The organism is Pseudomonas sp. ZT5P21 (genome assembly GCF_054897785.1).
In genome coordinates, this window is sequence record NZ_CM142705.1 from 480,328 (window position 1) to 504,490 (window position 24,163).

25 protein-coding genes are annotated in these 24,163 nt (G+C 59.4%); 11 read left to right on the forward strand and 14 right to left on the reverse strand.

Going from position 1 to position 24,163, the window contains the following annotated elements:
• Positions 1-24 precede the first annotated feature (24 nt).
• The 4 genes from ACYZT9_RS02285 to ACYZT9_RS02300 all read right to left on the reverse strand — a co-directional run bounded on the left by ACYZT9_RS02285 (position 25) and on the right by ACYZT9_RS02300 (position 4,065).
• The gene (locus ACYZT9_RS02285; protein ID WP_010464608.1) at positions 25-297 is read right to left on the reverse strand and encodes an oxidative damage protection protein; all 273 of its coding nucleotides are present in this window, start codon (positions 295-297) and stop codon (positions 25-27) included.
• The gene (gene mutY / locus ACYZT9_RS02290) at positions 294-1,361 is read right to left on the reverse strand and encodes an A/G-specific adenine glycosylase (RefSeq protein ID WP_462008379.1); all 1,068 of its coding nucleotides are present in this window, start codon (positions 1,359-1,361) and stop codon (positions 294-296) included. The genes ACYZT9_RS02285 and mutY overlap by 4 nt, the downstream gene beginning before the upstream one ends.
• Positions 1,358-3,583, reverse strand: coding sequence for an AsmA family protein (locus ACYZT9_RS02295; protein WP_462008380.1), 2,226 nt, complete (start codon positions 3,581-3,583; stop codon positions 1,358-1,360). Before ACYZT9_RS02295 ends, mutY begins: the two co-directional genes overlap by 4 nt.
• A 77-nt stretch (positions 3,584-3,660) precedes the next feature.
• Positions 3,661-4,065: an acetyl-CoA sensor PanZ family protein gene (locus ACYZT9_RS02300; RefSeq protein ID WP_462008381.1), complete on the reverse strand. Its 405-nt coding sequence runs from the start codon at positions 4,063-4,065 to the stop codon at positions 3,661-3,663.
• Between the two features lie 221 nt (positions 4,066-4,286).
• On the opposite strand from ACYZT9_RS02300, the gene ACYZT9_RS02305 reads away from it, so the two are divergent.
• From ACYZT9_RS02305 to ACYZT9_RS02335, 7 genes are all read left to right on the forward strand, one after another.
• The gene (locus ACYZT9_RS02305; protein ID WP_462008382.1) at positions 4,287-5,951 is read left to right on the forward strand and encodes an OFA family MFS transporter; all 1,665 of its coding nucleotides are present in this window, start codon (positions 4,287-4,289) and stop codon (positions 5,949-5,951) included.
• Between the two features lie 311 nt (positions 5,952-6,262).
• A complete protein-coding gene (hisB, locus tag ACYZT9_RS02310) occupies positions 6,263-6,856 on the forward strand; it encodes an imidazoleglycerol-phosphate dehydratase HisB (protein ID WP_003218037.1) in 594 nt (197 codons plus the stop codon).
• Positions 6,856-7,494, forward strand: a complete 639-nt coding sequence (gene hisH, locus ACYZT9_RS02315; RefSeq protein ID WP_462008383.1) for an imidazole glycerol phosphate synthase subunit HisH — start codon at positions 6,856-6,858, stop codon at positions 7,492-7,494. The genes hisB and hisH overlap by 1 nt, the downstream gene beginning before the upstream one ends.
• Positions 7,495-7,752: a DUF2164 domain-containing protein gene (locus tag ACYZT9_RS02320; protein WP_462008384.1), complete on the forward strand. Its 258-nt coding sequence runs from the start codon at positions 7,495-7,497 to the stop codon at positions 7,750-7,752. It abuts the gene before it with no gap.
• 42 nt (positions 7,753-7,794) lie between these two features.
• Positions 7,795-8,532, forward strand: a complete 738-nt coding sequence (gene hisA, locus ACYZT9_RS02325; protein WP_262165418.1) for a 1-(5-phosphoribosyl)-5-[(5-phosphoribosylamino)methylideneamino]imidazole-4-carboxamide isomerase — start codon at positions 7,795-7,797, stop codon at positions 8,530-8,532.
• 9 nt (positions 8,533-8,541) lie between these two features.
• Positions 8,542-9,312, forward strand: a complete 771-nt coding sequence (gene hisF, locus ACYZT9_RS02330) for an imidazole glycerol phosphate synthase subunit HisF (RefSeq protein ID WP_095127562.1) — start codon at positions 8,542-8,544, stop codon at positions 9,310-9,312.
• A gap of 78 nt (positions 9,313-9,390) precedes the next feature.
• A complete protein-coding gene (locus ACYZT9_RS02335; protein ID WP_462008385.1) occupies positions 9,391-10,146 on the forward strand; it encodes a substrate-binding periplasmic protein in 756 nt (251 codons plus the stop codon).
• 148 nt (positions 10,147-10,294) lie between these two features.
• On the opposite strand, the gene ACYZT9_RS02340 is transcribed toward ACYZT9_RS02335, so the two are convergent.
• From ACYZT9_RS02340 to gpmI, 4 genes are all read right to left on the reverse strand, one after another.
• The gene (locus tag ACYZT9_RS02340) at positions 10,295-11,062 is read right to left on the reverse strand and encodes a divergent polysaccharide deacetylase family protein (RefSeq protein ID WP_462008386.1); all 768 of its coding nucleotides are present in this window, start codon (positions 11,060-11,062) and stop codon (positions 10,295-10,297) included.
• Between the two features lies 1 nt (position 11,063).
• Positions 11,064-12,383 (reverse strand): S41 family peptidase, encoded by a 1,320-nt coding sequence (locus ACYZT9_RS02345; RefSeq protein WP_462008387.1) that lies wholly within the window; start codon positions 12,381-12,383, stop codon positions 11,064-11,066.
• A gap of 34 nt (positions 12,384-12,417) precedes the next feature.
• Positions 12,418-13,710: a murein hydrolase activator EnvC family protein gene (locus ACYZT9_RS02350; protein ID WP_462008388.1), complete on the reverse strand. Its 1,293-nt coding sequence runs from the start codon at positions 13,708-13,710 to the stop codon at positions 12,418-12,420.
• 252 nt (positions 13,711-13,962) lie between these two features.
• Positions 13,963-15,492, reverse strand: coding sequence for a 2,3-bisphosphoglycerate-independent phosphoglycerate mutase (gene gpmI, locus ACYZT9_RS02355; protein ID WP_462008389.1), 1,530 nt, complete (start codon positions 15,490-15,492; stop codon positions 13,963-13,965).
• A 154-nt stretch (positions 15,493-15,646) separates the two neighbouring features.
• Between gpmI and ACYZT9_RS02360 the strand changes: the two genes are divergently transcribed.
• From ACYZT9_RS02360 to secB, 3 genes are read left to right on the forward strand one after another with little or no spacing between them, the layout of a single operon-like run.
• A complete protein-coding gene (locus tag ACYZT9_RS02360; RefSeq protein WP_461952280.1) occupies positions 15,647-16,060 on the forward strand; it encodes a rhodanese-like domain-containing protein in 414 nt (137 codons plus the stop codon).
• A 1-nt stretch (position 16,061) separates the two neighbouring features.
• Entirely contained in the window at positions 16,062-16,316 is a 255-nt protein-coding gene (grxC, locus tag ACYZT9_RS02365) for a glutaredoxin 3 (RefSeq protein ID WP_462008390.1), read from the forward strand.
• A gap of 41 nt (positions 16,317-16,357) precedes the next feature.
• Positions 16,358-16,843 carry a protein-export chaperone SecB gene (gene secB / locus ACYZT9_RS02370; protein ID WP_150702707.1) on the forward strand — a complete coding sequence of 162 codons (486 nt, stop codon included), beginning with the start codon at positions 16,358-16,360 and terminating at the stop codon, positions 16,841-16,843.
• Positions 16,844-16,954: 111 nt separating this feature from the next.
• Here the strand turns inward: secB and trmL are convergent, their stop codons facing one another.
• The gene (gene trmL, locus ACYZT9_RS02375) at positions 16,955-17,410 is read right to left on the reverse strand and encodes a tRNA (uridine(34)/cytosine(34)/5-carboxymethylaminomethyluridine(34)-2'-O)-methyltransferase TrmL (protein ID WP_008149431.1); all 456 of its coding nucleotides are present in this window, start codon (positions 17,408-17,410) and stop codon (positions 16,955-16,957) included.
• Between trmL and ACYZT9_RS02380 the strand changes: the two genes are divergently transcribed.
• On the forward strand, positions 17,409-17,849 hold the full coding sequence (locus ACYZT9_RS02380; RefSeq protein ID WP_462008391.1) for a hypothetical protein: 441 nt from the start codon (positions 17,409-17,411) through the stop codon (positions 17,847-17,849). The genes trmL and ACYZT9_RS02380 overlap by 2 nt on opposite strands.
• Positions 17,850-18,403: 554 nt before the next feature.
• Here ACYZT9_RS02380 and ntrC read toward each other — a convergent pair.
• From ntrC to glnA, 5 genes are all read right to left on the reverse strand, one after another.
• On the reverse strand, positions 18,404-19,840 hold the full coding sequence (gene ntrC, locus ACYZT9_RS02385) for a nitrogen regulation protein NR(I) (RefSeq protein ID WP_462008392.1): 1,437 nt from the start codon (positions 19,838-19,840) through the stop codon (positions 18,404-18,406).
• On the reverse strand, positions 19,837-20,922 hold the full coding sequence (gene glnL / locus ACYZT9_RS02390; protein WP_462008393.1) for a nitrogen regulation protein NR(II): 1,086 nt from the start codon (positions 20,920-20,922) through the stop codon (positions 19,837-19,839). The genes ntrC and glnL overlap by 4 nt, the downstream gene beginning before the upstream one ends.
• A 230-nt stretch (positions 20,923-21,152) precedes the next feature.
• Positions 21,153-21,773 (reverse strand): DUF4124 domain-containing protein, encoded by a 621-nt coding sequence (locus ACYZT9_RS02395; protein ID WP_462008394.1) that lies wholly within the window; start codon positions 21,771-21,773, stop codon positions 21,153-21,155.
• Positions 21,770-22,279, reverse strand: a complete 510-nt coding sequence (locus ACYZT9_RS02400) for a DUF4124 domain-containing protein (protein ID WP_462008395.1) — start codon at positions 22,277-22,279, stop codon at positions 21,770-21,772. The genes ACYZT9_RS02395 and ACYZT9_RS02400 overlap by 4 nt, the downstream gene beginning before the upstream one ends.
• Before the next feature lie 299 nt (positions 22,280-22,578).
• Complete coding sequence (gene glnA, locus ACYZT9_RS02405; protein ID WP_007907861.1) at positions 22,579-23,985, reverse strand: glutamate--ammonia ligase; 1,407 nt, start codon at positions 23,983-23,985, stop codon at positions 22,579-22,581.
• Positions 23,986-24,163: the final 178 nt, after the last annotated feature.

Below are 24,163 nucleotides of genomic sequence, written 5' to 3' on the forward strand. Positions count from 1 at the left end.
GTTCCGCCCCCCGATAAAACGGGATTATTCAGCCGGTGGAACGTAGCCGTCAGCCTTGGCGTATTCCTCGCCGGAGAAGTACTTGTCCATCTCGCCCTGAAGGTATTTGCGGTCTTCGGCGTTCATCATGTTCAGGCGTTTTTCGTTGATCAGCAGGGTTTGGTGTTTCTGCCAATCGGCCCAGGCCTTGGCCGAGACGTGGTCAAAAATGTCCTGGCCTTTGGCGCCCGGAAACGGAGCGCGCTCCAGGGCGGGTAATTCTTCTTTGTACTTGCGGCACATGATGGTACGGGTCATGAAGACTCTCCTGCGTTCAATACGGCGGCCGCGCGTTCGAGCAAGGTTTTGACCGGGGCGGCAAGGCCCAGGCGCGGCGGGGTGGCGAGGTTATACCAGAGCCAGTCGGCCTCGGCCACGTGATTGCCGGCCTTCTGGACCTGAACAAGCCAGGGTTCTATGGACAGCTGAAAGTGGCTGAAGGTGTGCACCAGGCTCGGCAGCGCTTGTTGGCTACCCAGTTCCAGCGAGTGCTGTGAGGCCAAGTGTTGCAGATCGTCGAGGTCGTCGAGTTCCGGCAGGCTCCACAGACCGCCCCACAAGCCCGTGGAAGGGCGGCGGTAAAGCAGAATCGCGCCCTCGCCATTGGCGAACATCGGCATCAGCGTGCGTTTTTGTGGCACGGTTTTGCGCGGTTTGGGGATCGGGTAGCGGGTTTCCAGGCCGAGCATGTGTGCTTCACAGCCTTTTTCCAGCGGGCAGAGCAGGCAGCTCGGTTTGCTGCGGGTGCAGAGCGTGGCGCCCAGATCCATCATCGCCTGGGTGTAAGCGTTGACCCGATCATGGGGCGTGAAGCGTTCGGCGTTGGCCCACAGCTGTTTGGCGACCTTCGGTTCGCCCGGATAACCCTCCTGCGCGGTAAAGCGCGCCAGGACGCGTTTGACGTTGCCATCAAGGATCGGCGCCCGTAGGCCCATGCTCAGGCTGGCGATGGCACCCGCCGTGGACAGGCCAATGCCCGGCAGCTCAACCAGCTGTTCCACATCACGCGGAAATTCGCCGCCGTACTCGGCGACGACGATCTTCGCGGTCTTCTGCAAATTGCGCGCGCGGGTGTAGTAACCGAGGCCGGTCCACAGGTGCAGCACTTCGTCTTCCGGCGCGGCGGCCAGCGCTTCGACTGTTGGCAGCGAGGCCATGAAGCGGTCGAAGTAATTCAGTACGGTGCTGACCTGGGTCTGCTGCAACATGATTTCCGAAACCCACACCCGATACGGTGTGATGCCCTGCTGCCAGGGCAGATCGTGGCGGCCATGGCGGTCGTACCAATCCAGCACCGCCGATGAAAACTGCTCGGCTCTCATCGCTTGAACAGTCCCTTCAGCGCGTTTTTCAGTTCAGGGCTGACCTTGTCACCAAGCTTCTCGTCGATCTTTTCGCTGAGCTTGTCGCCGGCCAGTTTGCTGGCGACCTGGCCCATGCGTTCGTTGTCGAGGCGGCAAGCCTTGGCGCCGAGTTCCAGCGGGCCGCGGCAACGCAGCGGCCATTCAATGCCGACGAATTTGTCACCGACCTGACAGGCCGGATCCGGCATGGCGCTCGTATCGCCTTCGACGACGATGCCAACGCGGTAATCCATGCCCAACACCCGCAGGTCGACGTCGCCGTCACCTTTGACGGTCATGCCCGGAATACGGACTTTCAGGTCCGGGTTGCTGGCTACGCCGTTGCGGAACGTCAGGTTGCCTTTGAGCTCCTGGAACGGTGTGTCCTTGCCTCTTGGCTCGCCGCTGAGGGTTTTGCGGTTGAGCGTGGCGATGCCTTTGCACAGTTGCTGTTCGAGGTTGGCATTGAGCAGCACGCCGTCGCCGATGACGAAACTGGCGTTACCGTTGAGGGTTTCAATCAGCGCTTTCTGGCTGTTGCCATTACCGGTCAGGTTGCTGTCGAGCGTGACCAGACCTTTGACCGGCGGATTTTTACCCTGGCTTTCGATGATTTTTTCCACAGGCACTTTGCTGATGCGCGTCTGCATATTCAGCGCCGGTACCTGTTGACGCACGTCGAGGGTGCCCTTGGATTCGAAGGTGCCGTCGTACAGGTCGCCGCGCAGATTCTCAAGCGTCAGCAGGCCTTCCTTGCCGTTGGCCTTGAGCGCCGCGTTCTGGATTGGCAGTTTGTCGAGGGTCAATAAGCCAAAAGTCAGGTCGGCGTCCACATCGAGTTTGCTCAGGCGCTCCACCGGCAAAAGGCGCTCATTGCTCCACGCGTCTTTGGTGGGTTTGTCGGGTAGCGGTGTGCTGCCTGCACTGGCCATGGCATCGGCTTCGGTGCTGGCCACTTCGGCCTGACGCACTTGTGTCGCGCTGTTGGCTTCGGCGGATTTTGGCGGCAGGTAACGGTCGACGTTGAAGGTGTCAGCCTTGAGAACTGCTCGCAGCGATTGCCTGGCGAAATCCTCGATGGCGATGCGGCCGCTAAAGGTGCTGTCGTCGACTTTCAGGTTAATGTCGTCGAACGACACGCTGGTCGGCGTACCGGCAACGCGGCTGGCCAGTTCGACTTTGCTCAGGCTGCCCTCAGCCATGGTCGGGAGTTTCTGGCCGATGCTGTCGATGAATTTCGCCAGGTCGAACTGGGCAATCGAAATGGCGCCATTGATTTGCGGCGTCTTGTCCAGGTCGTTGACCTTAAGCTCACCCAGTGCGCGCAACTGGTTTGCAGAGATCTTGATGCCGGTCCATTCGGCGACGTTCGCAGCTTTATCCAGCAACAACTGGCCTTGGGCGGCGAAGGTCATGGTCTTGCCTTGCAGCGGGTCGCCGGCGACTTCACCGGACAGTTTCAGGTCTTCGAATTTGTAGCGTTGCAAGGCGCGCTCAAAACGCAGCTCGCCATTGAGCTCTGTACGCACCCGTAGAACGGGCTGATTGGTGGCGAGGAACGCGGTGAGTTTGACCGGAATGTTGGTGGAATCGTGGACCGGCCCGGTGCTCAGCTGGATGCTTTCGGCGCTGAACTGCTTGCCGGTTTTCTCGTCACTGTACTCAACACGGGCGTTGTTGACGGTCAGGCTGTCGATGTCCAGGCGAATCGGCTGTGCCGGTTTTTCAACCTGGACGGTGGTTTGGGGTGCAGGTTCGCCAGGAGTGACCGCAGGTGCCGTCGGATTGGCAGTCGCCGGCACCTTGCCGATGTCTTCCCAGTTGCCGTGGCCGTCCTTGTCGCGATTAAGACGCAGGTTCAGGCCTTCGACACGCACGTCGCTCATCTGCACTTCGCGGCGCAGCAGCGGCAGCACACGCACCGACAGACCAAGCATCTGCAAGTCAGCGAACGGCTCGGTGGGCTTGGCTAGGGTCGCGACGCTGGCTTCGTGCAACTCCAGGCCTAGCCAGGGGAACAGGCTCCAGCCGATGTCGCCATTGAGCGTCAGCTCGATGTGGGCCTTGTCGCGGGCGATCTGGCGGATCTCGTCTTTATAATCGTTGGGATCGAAGAGGTGGGTCAGGGCAAAGCCCAGCGCCACAATGATCAGCAACAGCCCGAGAAGTACCAGGCCCAGGATTTTGCCGAACGCTTTCATGGGCGAGTCCTTGTAGTTAGTCGAATTCGAATTTAGCCAGGGAGTATAGCGCTCCAAAGTGGACGACCGGTCAGCGATCAGCCCGGCAATACATCCAGCGGCACTTTCAGTTTGGCCGATAGCGCTTGTGCTTCAAGGTGCCCGGCAGGCGCCAGCAGGCGCAATGTCGCACCAGATCGCGACGCCATTTCCTGGGCTTCGTTCACCAGCCGTTCAGCAACCCCGCGACGTCGGGTGATTTTTCGCACACATAATTGGGACAGATGCCAGACGCTCTGGTGCCTTTGCAGGCGCGCGGCGCCCAACAGGCGATCATTGAATCGCCCGCCAATCAGCGAACCGTCCCGCAGACAACCTTCGATCAACTGCACATCACCGGCAAACGGGGCGAACAACCAGTCCGGCGCGTCGCGGTAGATCTTCTGCAGGTCCTGCTGATCCTGATAGGTGGTTTCGTTCAGCAGCTCGACGATGACAGGCATGGCGGTTCCTTAAGTGGTACGAGATCAGACGACTTGCATAAGGTGATATCAGTTTGGTTTTTCTGTCACGTGCAAATGGTAACCTCTGCCAGTTCGTCCGTCCTTCTGCGACTTGATGTCGCACCAAAATGGAGCTTCACCTAAAGAACAGTCATGCGTGCGCATAAAGGCTGGGGGTGAAGAATGGCTGGCGAACCCTACTAATAATTGGGGGATACACAATGACCACGAGCATCACGGCGGACGGCCTCATCGCCGACCAGCCCGCGTTCCTTTCCAAGGAGCGCATCATCGCCAAGCCCGGTTTCAACCGTTGGCTGGTACCTCCGGCCGCGTTGGCCATCCACCTCTGCATCGGCATGGCCTATGGTTTCTCGGTGTTCTGGCTACCGCTGTCCAAAGCGCTGGGCGTGACCAAGGCAGTGGCCTGCGCGCCGGACATGAGCTTCATCTCGCAAGTCTTCTCGTCCCAATGTGACTGGCCGATCTCGATGCTCGGCTGGATCTACACCCTGTTCTTCATATTCCTCGGCTGCTCGGCCGCGATCTGGGGTGGCTGGCTGGAACACGCAGGTCCGCGCAAGGCTGGCGTGGTATCGGCGCTGTGCTGGTGTGGCGGTCTGCTGATTTCTGCGCTGGGTGTGTATACGCACCAGATCTGGTTGATGTGGATCGGCTCCGGGGTTATTGGCGGTATCGGTCTGGGCCTGGGTTACATCTCGCCGGTTTCGACCCTGATCAAGTGGTTCCCGGACAAGCGCGGCATGGCGACCGGCATGGCGATCATGGGTTTCGGCGGTGGCGCGATGGTCGGTGCTCCGCTGGCCGCAGCCTTGATGGGGCACTTCGCTTCAGCAGACAGCGTGGGCGTGTGGCAGAGCTTCCTGGTGATGGCTGCGATCTACTTTGTGTTCATGATCGGTGGCGCACTGTCCTACCGCGTTCCGCCAACTGGCTGGAAGCCTGAAGGCTGGACCGCTCCGGCGAAAAAAGCCTCGAACGCGATGATCACCCATCGTCACGTGCACGTGAATGTGGCGTGGAAAACCCCGCAATTTCGTCTGGTGTGGCTGGTACTGTGCCTGAATGTGTCCGCCGGTATCGGCATCCTCGGCATGGCTTCGCCGCTGTTGCAGGAAGTGTTTGGCGGCAAACTGATCGGTGTTGACCTGCCATTCGGTCAGCTGGACGCCGGGCAACTGGCTTCGATCGCCGCAATTGCTGCCGGTTTCACCGGCTTGCTGAGTCTGTTCAACATCGGCGGCCGATTCTTCTGGGCGTCGTTCTCTGATTACCTGGGCCGTAAAAACACCTATTTCGTGTTTTTCGCGCTGGGTTTTGCACTGTACGCGCTGATCCCGAACCTCGGTCACTTGGGCAACGTTGCGCTATTCGTGGCGGCGTTCTGCATCATTCTGTCGATGTACGGTGGTGGTTTTGCGACTGTCCCGGCTTACCTTGCCGACCTGTTCGGTACGCAAATGGTCGGTGCGATCCACGGTCGCCTGCTGACCGCCTGGGCTGCAGCGGGCGTGCTGGGTCCGGTGTTGGTGAACTACCTGCGTGAGTATCAGTTAAGCATCGGCGTTGAGCGTGCCGCCGCTTACGACATCACGCTGTACATCCTCGCGGGCCTGCTGGTGCTGGGTTTCATCTGCAATCTGCTGGTGCGTCCGGTGGCCGACAAATATTTCATGACCGACGCCGAACTGGCTGCCGAACAGGCGCTGGGCCACGACAAGGGCGCTGACAGCAGCACCGTGCTGGAGTGGAAAGCGGCGCCGGGCACCAAGCCTTTGGCGATTGCTGCTTGGGCTGTGGTGGGGATTCCGTTGGCGTGGGGTATTTGGGTGACGCTGCAGAAAACGGCGGTTCTGTTCCACTAAGTCGATACCCGGACTGGCACAAGCCTGAGAGGCTTCAGGTCAGTCCGGCATGGCATCGAACCCTTGTGGGATCGAGCTTGCTCGCGATAGCGGTCTTGCAGTCAACATAGATGTTGAATGTCATGGCCACATCGCGAGCAAGCTCGCTCTCACATTTGTTTTTGTGTTCTGTCCAAATGGCTTGTATGGACATGTCTATCGCCGGCGGCACAGATTCACTCCGTCAGTCATATCACCTCTCGTGTTTCTGTTTCACGTCCGCGCCCCTATAATGGCTGCCTTTTTCGCCCAATGATTTTGCGGAGCTGGTGATGGCCGAACGTAAGGCGTCAGTCGAGCGCGACACTCTGGAAACCCAGATCAAAGCCTCGATCAACCTGGATGGCACCGGAAAGGCCCGATTTGATATCGGTGTTCCTTTTCTTGAGCACATGCTGGACCAGATCGCCCGTCACGGGCTGATCGACCTGGATATTGTCAGCAAAGGTGACTTGCATATCGACGACCACCACACCGTGGAAGACGTCGGAATCACCTTGGGTCAAGCCTTCGCCAAAGCCATCGGCGACAAAAAAGGCATCCGTCGCTACGGTCACGCCTACGTGCCGCTCGATGAAGCGCTGTCGCGCGTGGTGATCGACTTCTCCGGCCGTCCTGGCCTGCAGATGCATGTTCCCTACACCCGTGCCACCGTTGGCGGCTTCGACGTTGACCTGTTCCAGGAATTCTTCCAGGGCTTCGTCAACCATGCGCTGGTCAGCCTGCACATCGACAACCTGCGTGGCACCAACACTCACCACCAGATCGAAACCGTATTCAAGGCTTTCGGCCGCGCACTGCGCATGGCCGTAGAGCTGGATGACCGCATGGCCGGTCAGATGCCATCGACCAAGGGCGTACTGTAATGCAGACGGTCGCGGTTATCGATTACGGCATGGGCAACCTGCACTCGGTGGCCAAGGCCCTCGAGCACGTCGGTGCCGGCAAGGTCCTGATCACCAGCGATGCCGACGTGATTCGCGAAGCTGACCGGGTGGTTTTCCCCGGCGTTGGCGCGATTCGCGATTGCATGGCGGAGATTCGTCGCCTTGGCTTCGACTCGCTGGTGCGTGAAGTCAGTCAGGACCGTCCGTTTCTCGGCATCTGCGTTGGCATGCAAGCCTTGCTCGACAGCAGTGAAGAGAACGACGGCGTCGACTGCATCGGCCTGTTCCCGGGCGCGGTGAAGTTCTTCGGCAAAGACCTGCATGAAGACGGCGAACACCTGAAAGTCCCGCACATGGGCTGGAACGAAGTGAAGCAGACGGTCAAACACCCGCTCTGGCACGACATTCCGGACCTGGCTCGGTTTTATTTCGTGCACAGCTACTACATCGCCGCCGCCAATGCGCGCCAGGTGGTGGGTGGCGGTCACTACGGTGTCGATTTCGCTGCGGCGCTGGCCGATGGCTCACGCTTCGCCGTGCAGTTCCACCCGGAGAAGAGCCATACCCATGGCCTGCAATTGCTGCAGAACTTCGCCGCGTGGGATGGCCGCTGGTAAATGGCCGCCAAGAAGAAGCCGCCGATCCTGACCCTCACTCCCGAGCAAGAGAGTGAGGCCAGTCAAAAGATCAAACGCTTCATGGAAGATCGCTTCGAACTGGACCTGGGTTCGTTCGAAGCGGCCGAAATCCTTGAGCTGTTTACCCGTGAAATTGCGCCGCACTATTACAACAGGGCGATTTTCGATGTGCAGACGCACCTCAAAGAGAGGTTCGAAAGCATCGAAAGCGACTTGTGGGCGCTCGAGAAAAACTGATTTCCGAGCGAAGCTGAACACTCGAATTTGAAGGTTTGCCAGATGCTGATTATTCCCGCTATCGATCTCAAAGACGGTGCCTGTGTTCGTCTGCGCCAAGGCCGCATGGAAGATTCCACGGTGTTCTCTGATGACCCGGTGAGCATGGCTGCCAAGTGGGTGGAGGGCGGCTGCCGTCGTCTGCATCTGGTCGACCTGAACGGCGCCTTCGAAGGCCAACCGGTCAACGGCGAAGTCGTAACCGCCATCGCCAAGCGTTACCCGAACCTGCCGATCCAGATCGGCGGCGGTATCCGTTCCTTGGAAACCATTGAGCATTACGTGAAAGCGGGCGTGAGCTACGTGATCATCGGCACCAAAGCCGTGAAGGATCCAGCCTTTGTCGCTGAAGCCTGCCGCGCATTCCCGGGCAAGGTGATCGTCGGTCTGGATGCCAAGGACGGTTTCGTCGCCACCGACGGCTGGGCCGAAATCAGCACAGTTCAGGTCATCGACCTGGCCAGGCAGTTCGAAGCCGACGGCGTGTCCGCGATCGTTTATACCGACATCGCCAAAGACGGCATGATGCAGGGCTGCAACGTACCGTTCACCGCCGCGCTGGCTGCCGCGACGAAGATCCCGGTGATCGCTTCCGGCGGTATCCACAATCTGGGTGACATCAAGTCGCTGCTCGACGCCAAGGCGCCCGGCATCATCGGCGCTATCACCGGCCGGGCGATCTACGAAGGCACCCTCGACGTCGCTGAAGCGCAAGCTTTCTGCGATTCGTACAAAGGCTGAGGACAAACCATGGCGCTGGCCAAACGCATCATCCCTTGCCTGGACGTGGATAACGGCCGGGTGGTCAAGGGCGTCAAGTTCGAGAACATTCGTGATGCCGGTGACCCGGTGGAAATCGCCCGTCGTTACGACGAGCAGGGTGCTGACGAGATTACCTTTCTCGACATCACTGCCAGCGTCGATGGTCGCGACACCACGCTGCACACCGTCGAACGCATGGCCAGCCAGGTGTTTATCCCGCTGACCGTAGGCGGCGGCGTGCGCACCGTGCAGGACATTCGCAACCTGCTGAATGCCGGCGCGGACAAGGTCTCGATCAACACCGCCGCGGTGTTCAACCCGGAATTCGTCGGCGAGGCGGCGCAGCACTTCGGTTCGCAGTGCATCGTCGTCGCCATTGACGCGAAGAAGGTCTCCGGTCCGGGCGAAGCTCCGCGTTGGGAAATCTTCACTCACGGCGGGCGCAAGCCGACCGGTCTCGACGCCGTCGAATGGGCGAAGAAAATGGAAGGCCTCGGTGCCGGCGAAATCCTGCTGACCAGCATGGACCAGGACGGCATGAAAAACGGTTTCGACCTGGGCGTCACCCGCGCCATCAGCGATGCGCTGGGCATTCCGGTCATCGCTTCCGGCGGTGTTGGCAACCTGCAGCATCTGGCCGACGGCATCATCGAAGGCCACGCCAGCGCGGTATTGGCGGCGAGCATTTTCCACTTCGGCGAATACACCGTGCAAGAAGCCAAGGCCTATATGGCTCATCGCGGGATCGTGATGCGCTAAACAATCCAATGCAGGCCAGTGGACATCATGGCGGGCTCAGGGCACTCTTGGGTACGCCATGGATTTCGGTAGCCAGACATGATTAAAAGAGTTCTTCTCATCCTTGCCAGCGCTTCTCTGTTGTTGATCAACGGGGTGCATGCGCAAGACAGTCCCGATACCGACGTGGTGTTGCTGACGGAAAACTTTCCTCCGTACAACATGGCGAGGAACGGCAAGAATTTCGCACAGGACGAGAATATCAGTGGCATCGCCACCGACATCGTCCGTGAGATCTTCAAGCGCGCCGAAATTACCTACAGCCTGACGCTGCGTTTCCCGTGGGAGCGAATTTACAAACTCACCCTGGAAAAACCCGGATACGGTGTGTTCGTCATGGCACGGCTACCGGACCGCGAAAAGCTTTTCAAATGGGTCGGCCCGATTGGCCCGGATGACTGGATCATGCTGGCCAAGGCTGACAGCAAGATCACTCTCGAAACGTTGAATGACGCGCGCAAGTACAAGATCGGCGCCTACAAGGGCGATGCGATAGCCGAGACACTGGCCAAGCAGGGGCTCAATCCGATCGTCGTGCTGCGCGATCAGGACAACGCGAAAAAGCTGGTCAATGGTCAGATAGATCTGTGGGCCACAGGCGACCCGGCCGGCCGTTACCTGGCTCGACAGGACGGCGTGACCGGGCTCAAGACGGTTCTGCGCTTCAACAGCGCCGAGTTGTATCTGGCGTTGAACAAGGATGTGCCGGACGAGACCGTTGCCAAGCTGCAAGCGGCGCTTGATCAGTTACGCAAGGAAGGCGTGGTGGACGAGATCATGGCGCGGTATCTCTAAATCCAAACACCGAACCTGTGCCATGCACATACCGATGTGGGAGCGGGCTTGCTCGCGAATGCGGTTTAACAGTCAACGATGATGTTGAATGTTATGACCCCTTCGCGAGCAAGCCCGCTCCCACAGTGGTTTTGTGGTGGAGCAAAAATTAGCGGTACTTGCCATCCTTGCCGTGCGCAGCCGTTGCGCGGTTGCTGCGTACGCTGATCATCTGTTTGATATCGATCCAGTCGATGCCCTGAGCTTTCAGCTTTGGCAACTCGCGCTCCAACACCGCCAGCGTCTGCGGGTAGGGATGGCCGATCATTACCGCCGAACCCTGTTTGCGGGCCAGGCTAATCGCTGTCTGTAGTTGCGTGAAGATCGCCGCTTCAGTGCGCTCATCATCCAGAAACACATCCCGCGAGACGCTCGCCAATCCGATTTTCTGCGCTGCGGCCGCCGCGACGGTCTGCGCGCTGGTGCGGCTGTCGACGAAGAACTTTTGCCGACGCTGCAAATCCGCCATCAACCAGGCCATGGCGGCCGGCTGAGCGGTCATGCGACTGCCCATATGGTTGTTGATGCCAGCGGTGTGGGGCACGACCTTGAACGCCGCATTCAGGCGTTTCTCCAGTTCGTCGATGGGTAATTCGGGATGCCAGGCAAATGGTCCCGTGGCCGGGTCCATGGGCATGTGCAGGATGACGATTTTGCCGGCGCGATGGGCTTCGTGGGCGAATTCGGTGGCGTGGGGTGTGTCGGGCATGATCGCCGTGGTCACCGGGCCGGGCAGCGCGAGCACGCGGCGATCCCGAGGCAGGTTTTGCCCCAGGTCATCGATGATCAGCGTGATGTAGGCCTTTTGAGAGGCAGGCGCCGCGTGAGCCACACCCGCCAGACAGCACAACAGACCGAGGAGTAACCGCAGGCGCATCTCAGCGACCGGAGGTAATGCTCAACCCTTTGAGCAGGCTCAAGGCCTGGGCCAACTGGTAATCATCATCCTGCGGCATTGCCTTGGCTTTGCCGCTGGAGCCGGTCGGTTTGTCGGCGCCGCCGTTGCCATTGCCCAGGTGACCTTGCAGATCGGCTTCCTTGAAGTACTCGCTGTCCTGCTCGTTGGTGATCTTGGCCTTGCGCACTTCGATGTCCGGAACGATGCCCTGTGCCTGAATCGAGCGACCGTTCGGCGTGTAATACAGCGCCGTGGTGATCTTCAGTGCGCGCTCGTTATTCAGCGGCAGCACGGTTTGCACCGAGCCTTTGCCGAAACTTGTAGTGCCCATGACCACTGCGCGTTTCTGATCCTGCAGGGCGCCGGCGACAATTTCCGATGCCGAGGCGCTGCCGCCGTTGATCAGCGCAACCATTGGCACGGCTTCGCTTTCGTCTTTGCCGGTGGCGGAGAAGCGCAACTCGGAGTTGGCGATGCGGCCCTTGGTGTAAACGATCAGGCCTTTGGTGATGAAGTGGTCGACCACTTCCACCGCCGCCTGCAGCACGCCGCCAGGGTTGTTGCGCAGGTCGAGGATGATGCCGTTGAGCTTCTTGCCGTTGTCCTTGCGCAACTTGGCCAAGGCTTTGGAGACTTCTTCGCCGGTCTTGACCTGGAACTGGGTGATGCGGATGTAGCCGTAGCCGGACTCCAGCAACTGGCTCTTCACGCTCTTCACCTGAATGATGGCGCGGGCGAGGGTCACGTCGAACGGCGTTCCGCCGTCGCGGACCAGGGTCAGGGTGATTTTCTGGCCGATCTTGCCGCGCATCTTGTCCACGGCTTCGGTCATGCTCTGGCCGCGAGTCGGCTGGCCGTTGATCTTGACGATGAAGTCGCCCGCCTGAATGCCCGCCTTGGAAGCCGGGGTGTCATCGATGGGCGAAACCACTTTGATGAAACCGTCTTCGGCGCCGACTTCGATGCCCAGGCCGCCGAATTCGCCGCTGGTGCTTTCCTGCAACTCAGCGAAGTCTTCCGGGCCCAGGTAGGCAGAGTGCGGATCGAGGTTGCTGAGCATGCCTTTGATAGCGTTTTCCAGCAGGGTCTTGTCGTCCACCGGTTCGACATAGGCGGCCTTGATCCGATCCATGACCTCGGCAAAGGTGCGCAACTCTTCCAGCGGCAACGGCGCCTTGGTAGTTGCAGCAGTGCCGGCAGGCGCGATCGCTGGAGCCGGTTGAGCGGCGAACGCCAGAGGCGCGCCGATCACCAGGGCGATCGTCAGGGCCAGCGAGGTAAGACGGGACAAATGCAGCATGTCGAACGAACTCCTAATGTAGGTGACTCAACGCCTATCCTTGCGCGCGGCACCATTGCGCCGGATCACTCGGGTGACCCTGCTGACGAATAGCAAAATACAGTGCTGGCGTGTCCTGCCCGCCACTGTTACCGACAGTGGAGATGGACTCGCCGGCTTTTACCACGTCACCCGCAGACTTGAGCAGTGTCTGGTTGTGACCGTAAAGACTCAAAAAACCGTTGCCGTGGTCAAGGATCACCAGCAAACCCGCGCCGCGCAACCAGTCGGCAAACACCACGCGACCGCCATGCACGGCATGCACCTGGCTGCCGGCGGAGGCGCTGATCATCACGCCATCCCACTTGGTCCGGGGGTCATCGCCACGGGTTTCGCCAAAGCGTGCCAGCAGTCGACCATCAACCGGCCATGGAAGTTTGCCGCGAGTTGAACCAAAAGGGCCGCCGAAGGTTTCGCCTGAACTTGAAACCAGCGCGCCGGCTGTCGATTTAACGGGTTTGCGTGGGGCGTCGGTGGCATTTGCTTGAGCCTCGGCCTCACGTAAACGCTTTTTTTCGGCTTCCTGCTGGGCGATCAGCGCGTTTTGTCGCGCTTCTTCTGCCTCACGAGCCTGGCGGGCCAGGGTTTCTTCGATGGTTTTAAGGACTTTAGACAGGTCCGCCTGGTCCTGCTCGCGGGCTGCCAGTTTTTGATCGCGAGCCTTTACGTCGTCGCTAAGCTTGGCCAGGACTTGCTGGCGTTCCTGACGGACTTTGTCGAGTTCTTCGCGCTGGCTGTCGAGGCTGCTCTTCTGCACAAGCAATTGCGCTTGTTGCAAGGCGATGTCTTTTTCGACGTTGGCCAGTTGGCGCAGGGTTTCGTTGAAATTCTTCAGCTGCTCCAGGCGCGCCTGGCTCAGGTAGTCGTAATAGGTGAGGGTGCGGGCGAATTTTTCCGGATTTTGCTGGTTGAGCAACAGCTTCAAGTACTCCTGACGACCATTCTGATAGGCCGCGCGGGCCTGGATGGCGATCAGTCGTTGCTGTTCAGTGCGCGCGCTTTGGAGTTTTTTTTTCTCGGCATCGAGTCGCTGTAGCTCGGATTCGCTTTTCTTCAGCTCTTTTTGCAGGGCTTCGACCTGTTTCTCGAGCTTGCCCATCTCGGTCTCGGTGCCCTTGAGGTCTTTCTGCACACCGGATTTTTCTTCCTGGAGCTTACCCAGCAGTTTTTTTAGCTCGGCAATGTCCTGACGCGTGGCGTCCAACTGTTGTTGGGTTTGCGCGCGCTCGTCAGCGAAGGCCGGTTGGAGCAGGCAAGTCAGGGCAAGGGCTATCAGGACGCGAAGCATAGAGGCGGGCGACACCAGGGAAAGGGACGGCCTAGTATGCCCGCCATGCGCCGCAAAAAAAACGCCCAATTGGGGCTGTGTGATAACCGGAGCAAGTGACAGGGCGAATTCCATTTCGAAAACCCCACAAACCACTGTGGGAGCGAGCTTGCTCGTGATGGCGTCCTGACATTCAACATGGATGTTGGCTGTCAGATTGCTATCGCGAGCAAGCTCGCTCCCACAGGGTTTGGCTGTGTTTGTGCGACCCGGTTACACCAGGATCGAAGTCCCGGTCATTTCGGCTGGTTTTTCCAGGCCCAACAGCTTCAGCATGGTCGGCGCCACATCCGCCAGAACGCCACCCTCGCGAACCTTGAGGTCACGCTTGCCGACATAAATGAACGGCACCGGCTCGGTGGTGTGAGCGGTGTGAGCCTGGCCGGTGGATTCATCAGACATTTGCTCGACGTTGCCGTGGTCGGCGGTAATCAGCGCTTCGCCGCCGACTTTTTCCAGCGCATCGACGATGCGGCCAACGCACAGGTCCAGGCATTCAACGGCTTTGACCGCCGCTTCGAACACGCCGCTGTGACCAACCATGTCGCCGTTGGCGTAGTTGACCACGATCACGTCGTAACGCTGGTTTTCGATGGCATCGACGATGCGGTCAGTGACTTCCGGTGCGCTCATTTCCGGCTGCAAGTCATAGGTAGCGACTTTTGGCGACGGGATCAGGATGCGTTCTTCGCCCGGGAACGGTTCTTCGCGACCGCCGGAGAAGAAGAAAGTCACGTGGGCATACTTCTCGGTTTCGGCGATACGCAGCTGGGTCTTGCCGTTTTTCGCCAGGTAGTCGCCGAGCACGTTGTCCAGGCTGCCGGCGGCGAAGGCCGAGGGTGCAGGAATGCTGGCGGCGTATTGAGTCAGCATAACGAAGCCGGCCAGTTTTGGCTGGCGCGCACGTTCGAATTCCTTGAAACCGTCTTCGACGAACACGCGGGTCAGTTCACGAGCGCGGTCGGCGCGGAAGTTCATGAACACCACGGCGTCGCCGTCTTCGACTTTCACCGGCTCACCGATGGACGTGGCTTTGACGAATTCGTCGCTCTCGCCACGCTCGTACGCGGCTTGCAGGCCTTCCTGCGCGGTGGCGGCGTTGAATTCGCCGTTGCCATCGACGATCAGGTTGTAGGCCTGGGACACGCGGTCCCAACGGTTGTCGCGGTCCATGGCGAAGTAACGGCCGATAATGCTGGCGATCCGGCCTTTGCCCAGGGCCTGGAAAGATGCGTCGAGCAATTCGATGGACGACTGAGCACTTTTCGGCGGCGTGTCACGGCCATCGAGGAAGGCGTGCAGGTAGATTTTTTCGGCGCCGCGTTTGGCAGCCAGTTCCGCCATGGCAACCAGGTGATCCTGGTGGCTGTGTACCCCGCCATCGGACAGCAGGCCCATGAAGTGCACGGCTTTGCCGGCGGCAACGGCTTTATCCACCGCGGCGCAGATGGTCGGGTTCTCGAAGAACTCGTCGTCGCGGATCGATTTGGTCACGCGCGTAAAATCCTGATACACAACGCGGCCGGCACCAAGGTTCATGTGGCCGACTTCGGAATTGCCCATCTGGCCATCCGGCAGACCGACGTCCATGCCGCTGCCCGAGATCAGACCATTCGGCACGGTGGCCCACAGGCGGTCCAGGACGGGCTTCTTCGCCGCATAGATGGCGTTGGATTCAGGGCTCTCACTGTGACCGAAGCCGTCGAGAATAATCAGGACCAAAGGTTTAGTCGTGGTAGTCATGGATTCCGCTCGTGGCTGAATGAAAAGAGGGGCAATGAAAAAGGGAGTGGCAGTTTAATGCGAAGTTCCGACGGCGTCACCGCCGGACGGGGTTTGGCCCACCATAGTGGCTGTGTATACTGGCCGACATTTTAACGCCCTGGAACCTCCTTCGATGGTTGCTAACCTGATTCAATTCGCCACTAACCACTATCTGCTCGTCGGTATCTTCGTCGTACTGCTGGCGTTGCTGATCGCTTATCAGATGCAAGGCGGCGGCCGCAGCCTGAGCACCGGTGAACTGACCGGGCTGGTCAACAAGGACGCGGGCGTTGTGATCGACATCCGTTCGAACAAGGATTTCGCCGCCGGTCACATTGTTGGTGCGTTGAACATTCCTCACGACAAACTGGCTGCGCGCGTCGCCGAGCTGGAAAAGCACAAGGCCAAGACCATCATCCTGGTTGACGCCATGGGTCAAACCGCCGGCACGCATGCCCGCGAGCTGATGAAGTCCGGTTTCACCGCCGCCAAGCTGTCCGGCGGTATCTCCAGCTGGAAAGGCGACAACCTGCCGCTGGTGAAGTGATATGAGCAACGTCGTCGTCTACTCCAGCGATTACTGCGGTTATTGTTCCCGGGCCAAGCACCTGCTCGAAAACAAAGGCGTGGCCTTCGAAGAGATCAAGGTCGATGGCAAGCCGCAGGTGCGCGCCGCCATGGCTCAGAAGGCTGGGCGGACGTCCGTGCCGCAGATCTGGATCGGTGAGCGCCACATCGGTGGCTGTGATGATTTGTTTGCCCTTGAGCGCGCCGGCAAGCTCGACGCCATGCTCAAGGCCTGAATGCTTTCCCTCTAAGACCCCAAGATCAGAAAGGATCTGAGATGACTGACCAACAGAACACTGCAGCCAGCGAAGAAGAAACCGCACCGCAATTCTCCTTGCAGCGCATCTACGTACGTGACTTGTCCTTCGAAGCCCCGAAAAGCCCGGCAATTTTCCGCCAGCAGTGGGAGCCGAGCGTCGGTCTGGATCTGAACACTCGTCAAAAGGCGCTGGAAAGCGACTTCCACGAAGTCGTGCTGACCTTGTCCGTGACCGTGAAAAACGGTGACGAAGTGGCGTTCATCGCTGAAGTGCAACAGGCCGGGATCTTCCTGATCAAGAACCTGGATGACGCTTCGATGAGCCACACCCTCGGCGCGTTCTGCCCGAACATCCTGTTCCCGTACGCTCGCGAAACCCTGGACAGCCTGGTAACTCGCGGTTCGTTCCCGGCCCTGATGCTGGCTCCGGTGAACTTCGACGCGCTGTACGCCCAGGAGCTGCAACGCATGCAGGCGGCGGGCGAGACTCCAACCGTTCAATAAGCGGTCCAATGTGGGAGCGAGCTTGCTCGCGATGGGGTCGTCAGCTTCAACATTAATGTTGACTGACACACCGCCATCGCGAGTAAGCTCGCTCCCACATTTTTTTGCGTCTTATTTGAAGCCGTTCTGGCGCCACGCTTCGTAAACGGCAACCGCCACGGTGTTCGACAGGTTCAGACTGCGACAGCCTTCACGCATCGGTAGACGCAAGCGTTGTTCACCGGGCAGGGCGTCCAGCACTTCGGCCGGCAAACCACGGCTTTCCGGACCGAACAGGAAGGCATCGCCCTCGGCGAAGCTCGCATCGTGGAACGGCCGCGAGCCTTTGGTCGTGAAAGCGAACAACCGCGGATGGCCAAGGCTCTCCAGGCAGCTGGCGAGGTCTGCGTGGCGTTGCAGGGTGGCATACTCGTGGTAATCGAGGCCGGCCCGGCGCAGGCGCTTGTCGTCCATCTCGAAGCCCAGCGGTTCGATCAAATGCAGGTGGCAGCCACTGTTGGCGCACAGCCTGATAACGTTGCCGGTATTCGGCGGAATTTCTGGTTGGAAAAGGATGACGTGAAACATGCACGGCTCCGAAGGTAAAGATGACGGGCATTCTACGCCGCAAGCGGACTCGCGTTCGAAACTATTCCCGCGCGTGATGGGTTCGCTGGCGATTGTCGGGGTGATGGTGGGGCTGATGATCGGTCGCCTGACCACGCCCGACCCCAGTGAACTGCAGCAAGTCGACGTGACGGACGATGGGCTGGTGGTGTGGTTCAACAACGAACCGAAAACCCACGGCGAGTTCGTCGACGGCAGCCTGGCGTTGCTGTTCGAGGCTGAAGGCAAGGCGCAGAAAGGTCAGCTCAAGCTCAACGACAAGAGCGTGAACTGGCGGGTGCGTTTAAGTGATGGGGGGTTGTTGCTGTCGGTCGTGGCGGCCCGGCCACTGCAAGGCGAGTGGGCCGGTAGCGAGGTCGATGACCGCTGGCGGCTGGAGATCCATCTCCGAGAGCAATAAAAGAGGGAATCCCCGGCCTGCCTGTACCAAGGTTCCCAAAAGGGCAGGGCTCGCGCATTGCGTCGTGAGCCCGGTGTAAAGAAGGAACCCCTGACCTGCCTGTATCAAGGGCCCCAAAACGGTGTGGGCTCGTCGCTTGTGCGGTGTGAGCCCGATGTAAAGAGGGGAATCCCCGGCCTGCCTGTACCAAGGTCCCCGAAACCGGGTAGTGGACTGAACCACTGAATGGACTATTGCAGGGGGCGTGCCAGGTTTTGACAAGTTGAAACAGAAACCCTCTTTGAATCGCTGAAAGCCCCGTGCCCCGGGGCTTTCGTGTTTTTTTGACAGGGGTTCGATTGCGAACGCAGGCGGGATTTCGGATCGGTTGGTGTGCGCGATTGCGGTTCACGGTGCATTGCGGCGGTGCACTCGGGTCCCTAAAAGCATCGCGGGCAACCCCGCTCCCACAGGGTTCAGTGGTGTTCACTCGATAGTGAACACACTGAAAATCCACTGTGGGAGCGGGCTTGCCCGCGATTGGATCTAGCAGTCAGCGAGTATTCAGAGGTTGATTAACCCTCTTCCCCCTCATCATCATCCCCACCATCAACCTTCATCCCCAATTCCTTGATTTTGCGCGTCAGGGTATTACGCCCCCAACCCAGCAAAACCGCGGCATCGCGGCGACGGCCTGCGGTGTGTTTGAGGGCGGTTTCGATCATGATCCGCTCAAACGCCGGCACTGCGCTATCGAGCAGGCTCGACTGGCCGCGAGCCAACGCCTGATCAGCCCACTGGCGCAGCGCTTGCTCCCAGTTGGTGACCGGTGCCGAATCCTGCGGCAGGCTCAGCAACTCCGGCGGCAGGTCGCTGATGTGCACTTCGCGACCCGAAGCCATCACCGTGATCCAGCGGCAGGTGTTTTCCAGCTGACGCACGTTGCCGCCCCACGGCAGGTTCTTCAGGTATTCCTCTGTTTCACTTTTCAGCAGCTTCGGCTCCACTGCCAGCTCTTGCGCGGCGCGGCTGAGGAAGTGCTTGGCGAGCGTCGGGATGTCTTCGCGACGGTCGGACAATCGTGGAATATGGATACGGATCACATTGAGGCGATGGAACAAGTCCTCACGGAATTTCCCGGCGTGCACCAGGGTTTCCAGATTCTGGTGCGTCGCGGCGATGATTCGTACGTCGACCTTGACCGGCACATGACCGCCGACGCGGTAGAACTCGCCGTCGGCCAGCACGCGCAGCAAACGGGTTTGCGTGTCCGCCGGCATGTCGCCGATTTCATCCAGGAACAGCGTACCGCCGTCAGCCTGCTCGAAGCGTCCGCGACGCAGGTTGGCCGCGCCGGTGAACGCACCTTTTTCATGGCCGAACAGTTCGGACTCCATCAAATCCTTCGGGATCGCCGCCATGTTCAGCGCAATGAACGGCGACGTCGCCCGTGGGCTGTGACGGTGCAGGGCGTGAGCCACCAGCTCTTTGCCGGTCCCGGATTCCCCGTTGATCAACACGGTGATGTTGGAGTGGCTCAAGCGCCCGATGGCACGAAACACTTCCTGCATCGCCGGCGCTTCACCGATGATTTCCGGGGTGCGGGTCAGGGTTGGAACGACTTCCAGGCCTTGCTGTTCCTGAGCGTGCTGGTTCGCGCGCTTGACCAGCGACACCGCTTCGTCAACATCGAACGGCTTGGGCAGGTATTCAAACGCACCGCCCTGATAGGACGCGACAGCGCTGTCCAGATCGGAGTGCGCGGTCATGATGATCACTGGCAGCCGTGGGTGTTGCTCGCGAATCCGCGCCAGAAGGTCCAGACCGCTGGCGCCCGGCATGCGGATGTCGGAGATGATCACGTCCGGCTGCTGGCGCGCCAGACGGCTCATCACGCCATCGGCGCTGTCGAAGCTTTGCGTGGTCATGCCTTCTTGCTGCAAGGCTTTTTCAAGGACCCAACGGATAGAACGGTCGTCATCGACGATCCACACGGTTTCACTACGGCTCATGTCGATGTGGCTCCTTGTTCCAGTGGCAGAAAGATCGAGAAGGTGGTGTGGCCTGGATGGCTTTCACATTCGATCAGGCCCTGGTGCTGGCTGATGATGTTCTGGGTAATGGCCAGGCCGAGTCCGGTACCGTCCGGACGACCGCTGACCATGGGAAAGAAAATGGTTTCCTGCAGCTCCGCAGGAATGCCGGGACCGTTGTCGATGATTTCGATCTTGGTTACCAGGCGATGGCGCACGTGGCCAATGGTGAACTGGCGCATGGCGCGGGTGCGCAGGCTGATGCGGCCCAGGCGCAGTTCGTTCTGGCTGCTGATGGCTTGCATCGCGTTGCGCACAATGTTCAGGACGGCTTGAATCATTTGTTCGCGGTCGATCAATACGTCGGGAATACTCGGGTCGTAATCGCGCACCAAGGTGATGCAGCCCTGGCTTTCGGCTTCCACCAGATGAGAGACGCGCTCCAGCACTTCGTGGATGTTGCACATGGCCAGCGACGGCAGCTTGTTGGAGCCGAGCATGCGGTCCACCAGATTTCGCAGGCGGTCGGCTTCTTCAATGATGACGTTGGTGTAGTCGCGCAGGCTCTCTTCCGGCAGTTCGCGGGCGAGTAACTGGGCCGCGCCGCGAATCCCGCCCAGCGGATTCTTGATTTCGTGAGCGAGGCCGCGCACCAGCATCTTGCTGGTTTCCTGCTTCGACAGCTGCGCTTCTTCCTTGGTGATTCGCAGCAAGCGATCACGCGGGTGGACTTCCAGCAGCAGCAGGGTGGCGCCGTTGGACAGGATCGGTGTCACCGCGTAGTCGACGGTCAGCGTCTGGCCAGTGAGGGCGGTGAGTATCGCTTCGCGTTTGGTAAATGGATGCGCCTGCTCGACCGCCTGACGCAAGGAATTCAGCGCTTCGGTGGATTCGGTGAATAACTCACTGATGAACTGCCCATGGCTACGCTGACCACTGATGGCCAGAAGCATCTCCGCCGCCGGGTTCATGTACTCGAGGCGCAGTTCGGCGTCGAGCAGGATGGTGGCGGTGGTGAGGTTGTCGAGAAGCAAGCGGTGTAGCACGTCGCTAATGGTCATCAGGACCTCTTTTGGAGCAGGGCGCGCGCATGAATAAAGCGCTGATGCGAGGAAAATGCAAAAACCAAACCAAGGCTCTTAAAAGAAGCGTTTAAGGCTTGGAACGGGCGTTTGAAGCCCGTTTGCGTGGCGTTCCCCCAGTGTTCAAGGGTATTTTCGAACCAAAATGGGATGGCATGTGGGTATGGTGCAACTTGTTGCACCAATATAGTGCGCAAAGCGGAACGACGTTAGAAGAAACGCAGGAAGGGATTTTTTTCGTCTTCAGGTTTGTCTTTGAGCGGACATTCCGGTCGTTGGCCGTAGTCGGTCAGCGTGCAGGGTTTGACCTGGCGTTTCTGTGCGAGGGAGATACGCAGCATCTGGAAGGGTTGATTGGCCGTGCGCTCGACGGTGCGGCCATGCTTATCGAGAATCTCGACGGACAGATTATGGCTGCCGCGGACAATGTTGCTCAAAGCGAACACCGGACTTTGACCGGGTTCGGCGGTGGGTTGCCCGTCCAGCAACAAACGGTAGCGATGACCCCGCTGCAGGCCGGGTTCACTGGTGATGCTGACGATCAGCTCGCCAGCGCTGCTGCGGACCGTGGCGTCGGGTTCGGGCACCAGCACTCTGAGCATGTCATAGCGGAACAGGGTTTCGGTGTCGGTTTTTTTCTCGGCGACCACTGGCGCTGCGCCGGTCGGGTTGGCGGACATGCGGTTGCTCGTCGCCAGCGGCACGCGCTTTGCGTTGCCGGAGCCGGGATGGTCCGTGAAGACCCGATTGCCCTGGGCGTCGATGTAAGTGAAGACTTCGGCCGACACGGGCAGAACGATCAGGCAGGCGATCAGCAGCCACAACCTCACGGCTTATGCACCCGTTGGACCGTTAAGGTCACGGTCGGGCTCTGCTGGACGATGTCCTCCCCTTCGATCACCTGGACCGCGAGGCTGTGGGTGCCGCGATCAATGTTGACCAGTTGCAGGATCGGCACGTTGCTCGGCTGGCCGTAAGGCTGGTCGTCCAGCAACAGTCTGAACAAATGCGGACCTTGCAGGCGGGGTTTGATCAGCACGTTCACGGTGAAGGTGCCGTTGTTGGCACGCAGCGCCTCGGTGGTGGGCAAGTTGGTCAGCTCCAGCACCTCGTAGGCGCTGCGCGACTGTTCGCGGCTGTTAGCTTCGGCGGGTGGGGCAGGAGGTGACTGTCGCTCGACGCTATTGAGCGGCGGTAACTCGACCGGCTTTGCCCTCACGCCGTCGGGTGGCTGATTGCTGTAGGCGGTGTTGCCGGCGGCGTCGGTGTACTTATAGATCTGCGCTGCGGCGGGCAGGGTGATCAACAGCAGCATCAATAGAAAACCACGACCCATAATATCGACCAGAAACGAAAGCGTTGGGTTGCAGCATAGGCCAGTGGCGGCGGTTGGCCCAAGTGGTAAACATTTCGCCATGATTTACCGAAATCTCCCAAACACCAAAAAACCCCTTGTGGGAGCGAGCTTGCTCGCGATGGCGGCGGATCAGCCAACATCAATGTTGAATGAGCAAATGCCATCGCGAGCAAGCTCGCTCCCACAGGATTTTTTTTCGGCCGTTGAATTGCGCCCACAAAAAAGGCCTCCCGAAGGAGGCCTCTTTTTGTCACGCCGCTTTCGCAGGCGCTACCGGATCAGCAGCTGTAGTACAGCTCGTATTCCAGTGGGTGTACGAAGGTGCGAACCTTGATTTCTTCTTCGCTTTTCAGAGCGATGTAAGCGTCGATGAAGTCATCGGAGAACACGCCGCCTTTGGTCAGGAACGCACGACCTTTGTCCAGCTCTTCCAGAGCTTCTTTCAGGCTGCCGCAAACTTGTGGGATCTCTTTCGCCTCTTCAGGCGGCAGGTCGTACAGGTTTTTGTCAGCAGCGTCGCCTGGGTGGATCTTGTTCTGGATGCCGTCCAGGCCAGCCATCAACAGTGCGGCGAAGCCCAGGTACGGGTTGGCTGCCGGATCCGGGAAGCGGGCTTCGATACGGCGAGCGCGAGGGCTGGACACGTAAGGAATGCGGATCGAAGCGGAACGGTTGCGAGCCGAGTAGGCCAGCATTACTGGAGCTTCGAAGCCCGGGACCAGACGCTTGTAGGAGTTGGTCGACGGGTTGGTGAAGCCGTTCAGCGCCTTACCGTGCTTGATGATGCCGCCGATGAAGTACAAAGCGGTGTCGGACAGGCCGGCATAGCCTTCGCCAGCAAAGGTGTTCTTGCCATCTTTGGCGATGGACAGGTGGACGTGCATACCCGAACCGTTGTCGCCGTACAGAGGTTTAGGCATGAAGGTCGCGGTGCGGCCGTATGCGTCAGCAACGTTGTGTACGCAGTACTTCAGGGTCTGAACTTCGTCAGCCTTGGCGACCAGGGTGTTGAACTTGACGCCGATTTCGTTCTGGCCGGCAGTCGCCACTTCGTGGTGGTGAACTTCGATGACCAGGCCCATTTCTTCCATGGCGTTGCACATGGAGGTACGGATTTCGTGGTCGTGGTCGAACGGCGGAACAGGGAAGTAACCGCCTTTGACGCCTGGACGGTGGCCTTTGTTGCCGCCTTCCACGTCCTGGTCGGACATCCACGAACCTTGTTCGGAGAAGATTTTGAACATCGAGCCTGAGATGTCGGACTTGAACTTCACTTCGTCGAAGATGAAGAACTCTGGTTCCGGACCCACAAATACGGTGTCACCGATACCGGTCGACTTCAGGTATTCCTCGGCACGCTTGGCGATCGCACGTGGGTCGCGGTCGTAGCCTTGCATGGTCGAAGGCTCGATCACGTCGCAAACCAGGATCAGGGTCGGCTCTTCGGTGAACGGGTCGAGCACGGCAGTGCTGTCGTCCGGCATCAGGATCATGTCGGAGGCTTCGATGCCTTTCCAGCCGGCGATGGAGGAGCCGTCGAACATCTTGCCTTCTTCAAAGAAAGCTTCATCCAGCCCGTCGCGAGCCGGCATGGTCACGTGGTGCTGAGTGCCTTTGGTGTCCGTGAAGCGCAGATCAATCCACTTGACGTCATGATCTTTGATGAGTTGAACCGACTTCGACATAGTGTCCTCCGGGTGGATTAGGGCGAGTAGTGGATGCCCTTAAATGTTTGTGATGCCGGCGCGAATACTCTGCCAAGGCAACCTGCCTCACAAGGGAGCAAATTGCATGCCAGTGCCCCAGCATGGGTTTATTGCCCCAATATCACGCTTATAAAGGCACGCATTGCCGTTGTGCGCA

Bases quoted from the DNA above. Each gene is read 5' to 3' on its own strand.
- ACYZT9_RS02380 (WP_462008391.1), top strand. From the start codon at position 17,409: ATGCACGGCTCCGAAGGTAAAGATGACGGGCATTCTACGCCGCAAGCG.
- hisF (WP_095127562.1), top strand. From the start codon at position 8,542: ATGGCGCTGGCCAAACGCATCATCCCTTGCCTGGACGTGGATAACGGC.
- hisA (WP_262165418.1), top strand. From the start codon at position 7,795: ATGCTGATTATTCCCGCTATCGATCTCAAAGACGGTGCCTGTGTTCGT.
- hisB (WP_003218037.1), top strand. From the start codon at position 6,263: ATGGCCGAACGTAAGGCGTCAGTCGAGCGCGACACTCTGGAAACCCAG.
- ACYZT9_RS02295 (WP_462008380.1), bottom strand. From the start codon at position 3,583: ATGAAAGCGTTCGGCAAAATCCTGGGCCTGGTACTTCTCGGGCTGTTG.
- ACYZT9_RS02360 (WP_461952280.1), top strand. From the start codon at position 15,647: ATGGTTGCTAACCTGATTCAATTCGCCACTAACCACTATCTGCTCGTC.
- ACYZT9_RS02305 (WP_462008382.1), top strand. From the start codon at position 4,287: ATGACCACGAGCATCACGGCGGACGGCCTCATCGCCGACCAGCCCGCG.
- ACYZT9_RS02285 (WP_010464608.1), bottom strand. From the start codon at position 297: ATGACCCGTACCATCATGTGCCGCAAGTACAAAGAAGAATTACCCGCC.
- glnA (WP_007907861.1), bottom strand. From the start codon at position 23,985: ATGTCGAAGTCGGTTCAACTCATCAAAGATCATGACGTCAAGTGGATT.
- gpmI (WP_462008389.1), bottom strand. From the start codon at position 15,492: ATGACTACCACGACTAAACCTTTGGTCCTGATTATTCTCGACGGCTTC.
- ACYZT9_RS02335 (WP_462008385.1), top strand. From the start codon at position 9,391: ATGATTAAAAGAGTTCTTCTCATCCTTGCCAGCGCTTCTCTGTTGTTG.
- ACYZT9_RS02345 (WP_462008387.1), bottom strand. From the start codon at position 12,383: ATGCTGCATTTGTCCCGTCTTACCTCGCTGGCCCTGACGATCGCCCTG.
- ntrC (WP_462008392.1), bottom strand. From the start codon at position 19,840: ATGAGCCGTAGTGAAACCGTGTGGATCGTCGATGACGACCGTTCTATC.
- grxC (WP_462008390.1), top strand. From the start codon at position 16,062: ATGAGCAACGTCGTCGTCTACTCCAGCGATTACTGCGGTTATTGTTCC.
- trmL (WP_008149431.1), bottom strand. From the start codon at position 17,410: ATGTTTCACGTCATCCTTTTCCAACCAGAAATTCCGCCGAATACCGGC.
- secB (WP_150702707.1), top strand. From the start codon at position 16,358: ATGACTGACCAACAGAACACTGCAGCCAGCGAAGAAGAAACCGCACCG.
- mutY (WP_462008379.1), bottom strand. From the start codon at position 1,361: ATGAGAGCCGAGCAGTTTTCATCGGCGGTGCTGGATTGGTACGACCGC.
- glnL (WP_462008393.1), bottom strand. From the start codon at position 20,922: ATGACCATTAGCGACGTGCTACACCGCTTGCTTCTCGACAACCTCACC.
- ACYZT9_RS02350 (WP_462008388.1), bottom strand. From the start codon at position 13,710: ATGCTTCGCGTCCTGATAGCCCTTGCCCTGACTTGCCTGCTCCAACCG.
- ACYZT9_RS02340 (WP_462008386.1), bottom strand. From the start codon at position 11,062: ATGCGCCTGCGGTTACTCCTCGGTCTGTTGTGCTGTCTGGCGGGTGTG.
- ACYZT9_RS02400 (WP_462008395.1), bottom strand. From the start codon at position 22,279: ATGGGTCGTGGTTTTCTATTGATGCTGCTGTTGATCACCCTGCCCGCC.
- ACYZT9_RS02320 (WP_462008384.1), top strand. From the start codon at position 7,495: ATGGCCGCCAAGAAGAAGCCGCCGATCCTGACCCTCACTCCCGAGCAA.
- ACYZT9_RS02300 (WP_462008381.1), bottom strand. From the start codon at position 4,065: ATGCCTGTCATCGTCGAGCTGCTGAACGAAACCACCTATCAGGATCAG.
- hisH (WP_462008383.1), top strand. From the start codon at position 6,856: ATGCAGACGGTCGCGGTTATCGATTACGGCATGGGCAACCTGCACTCG.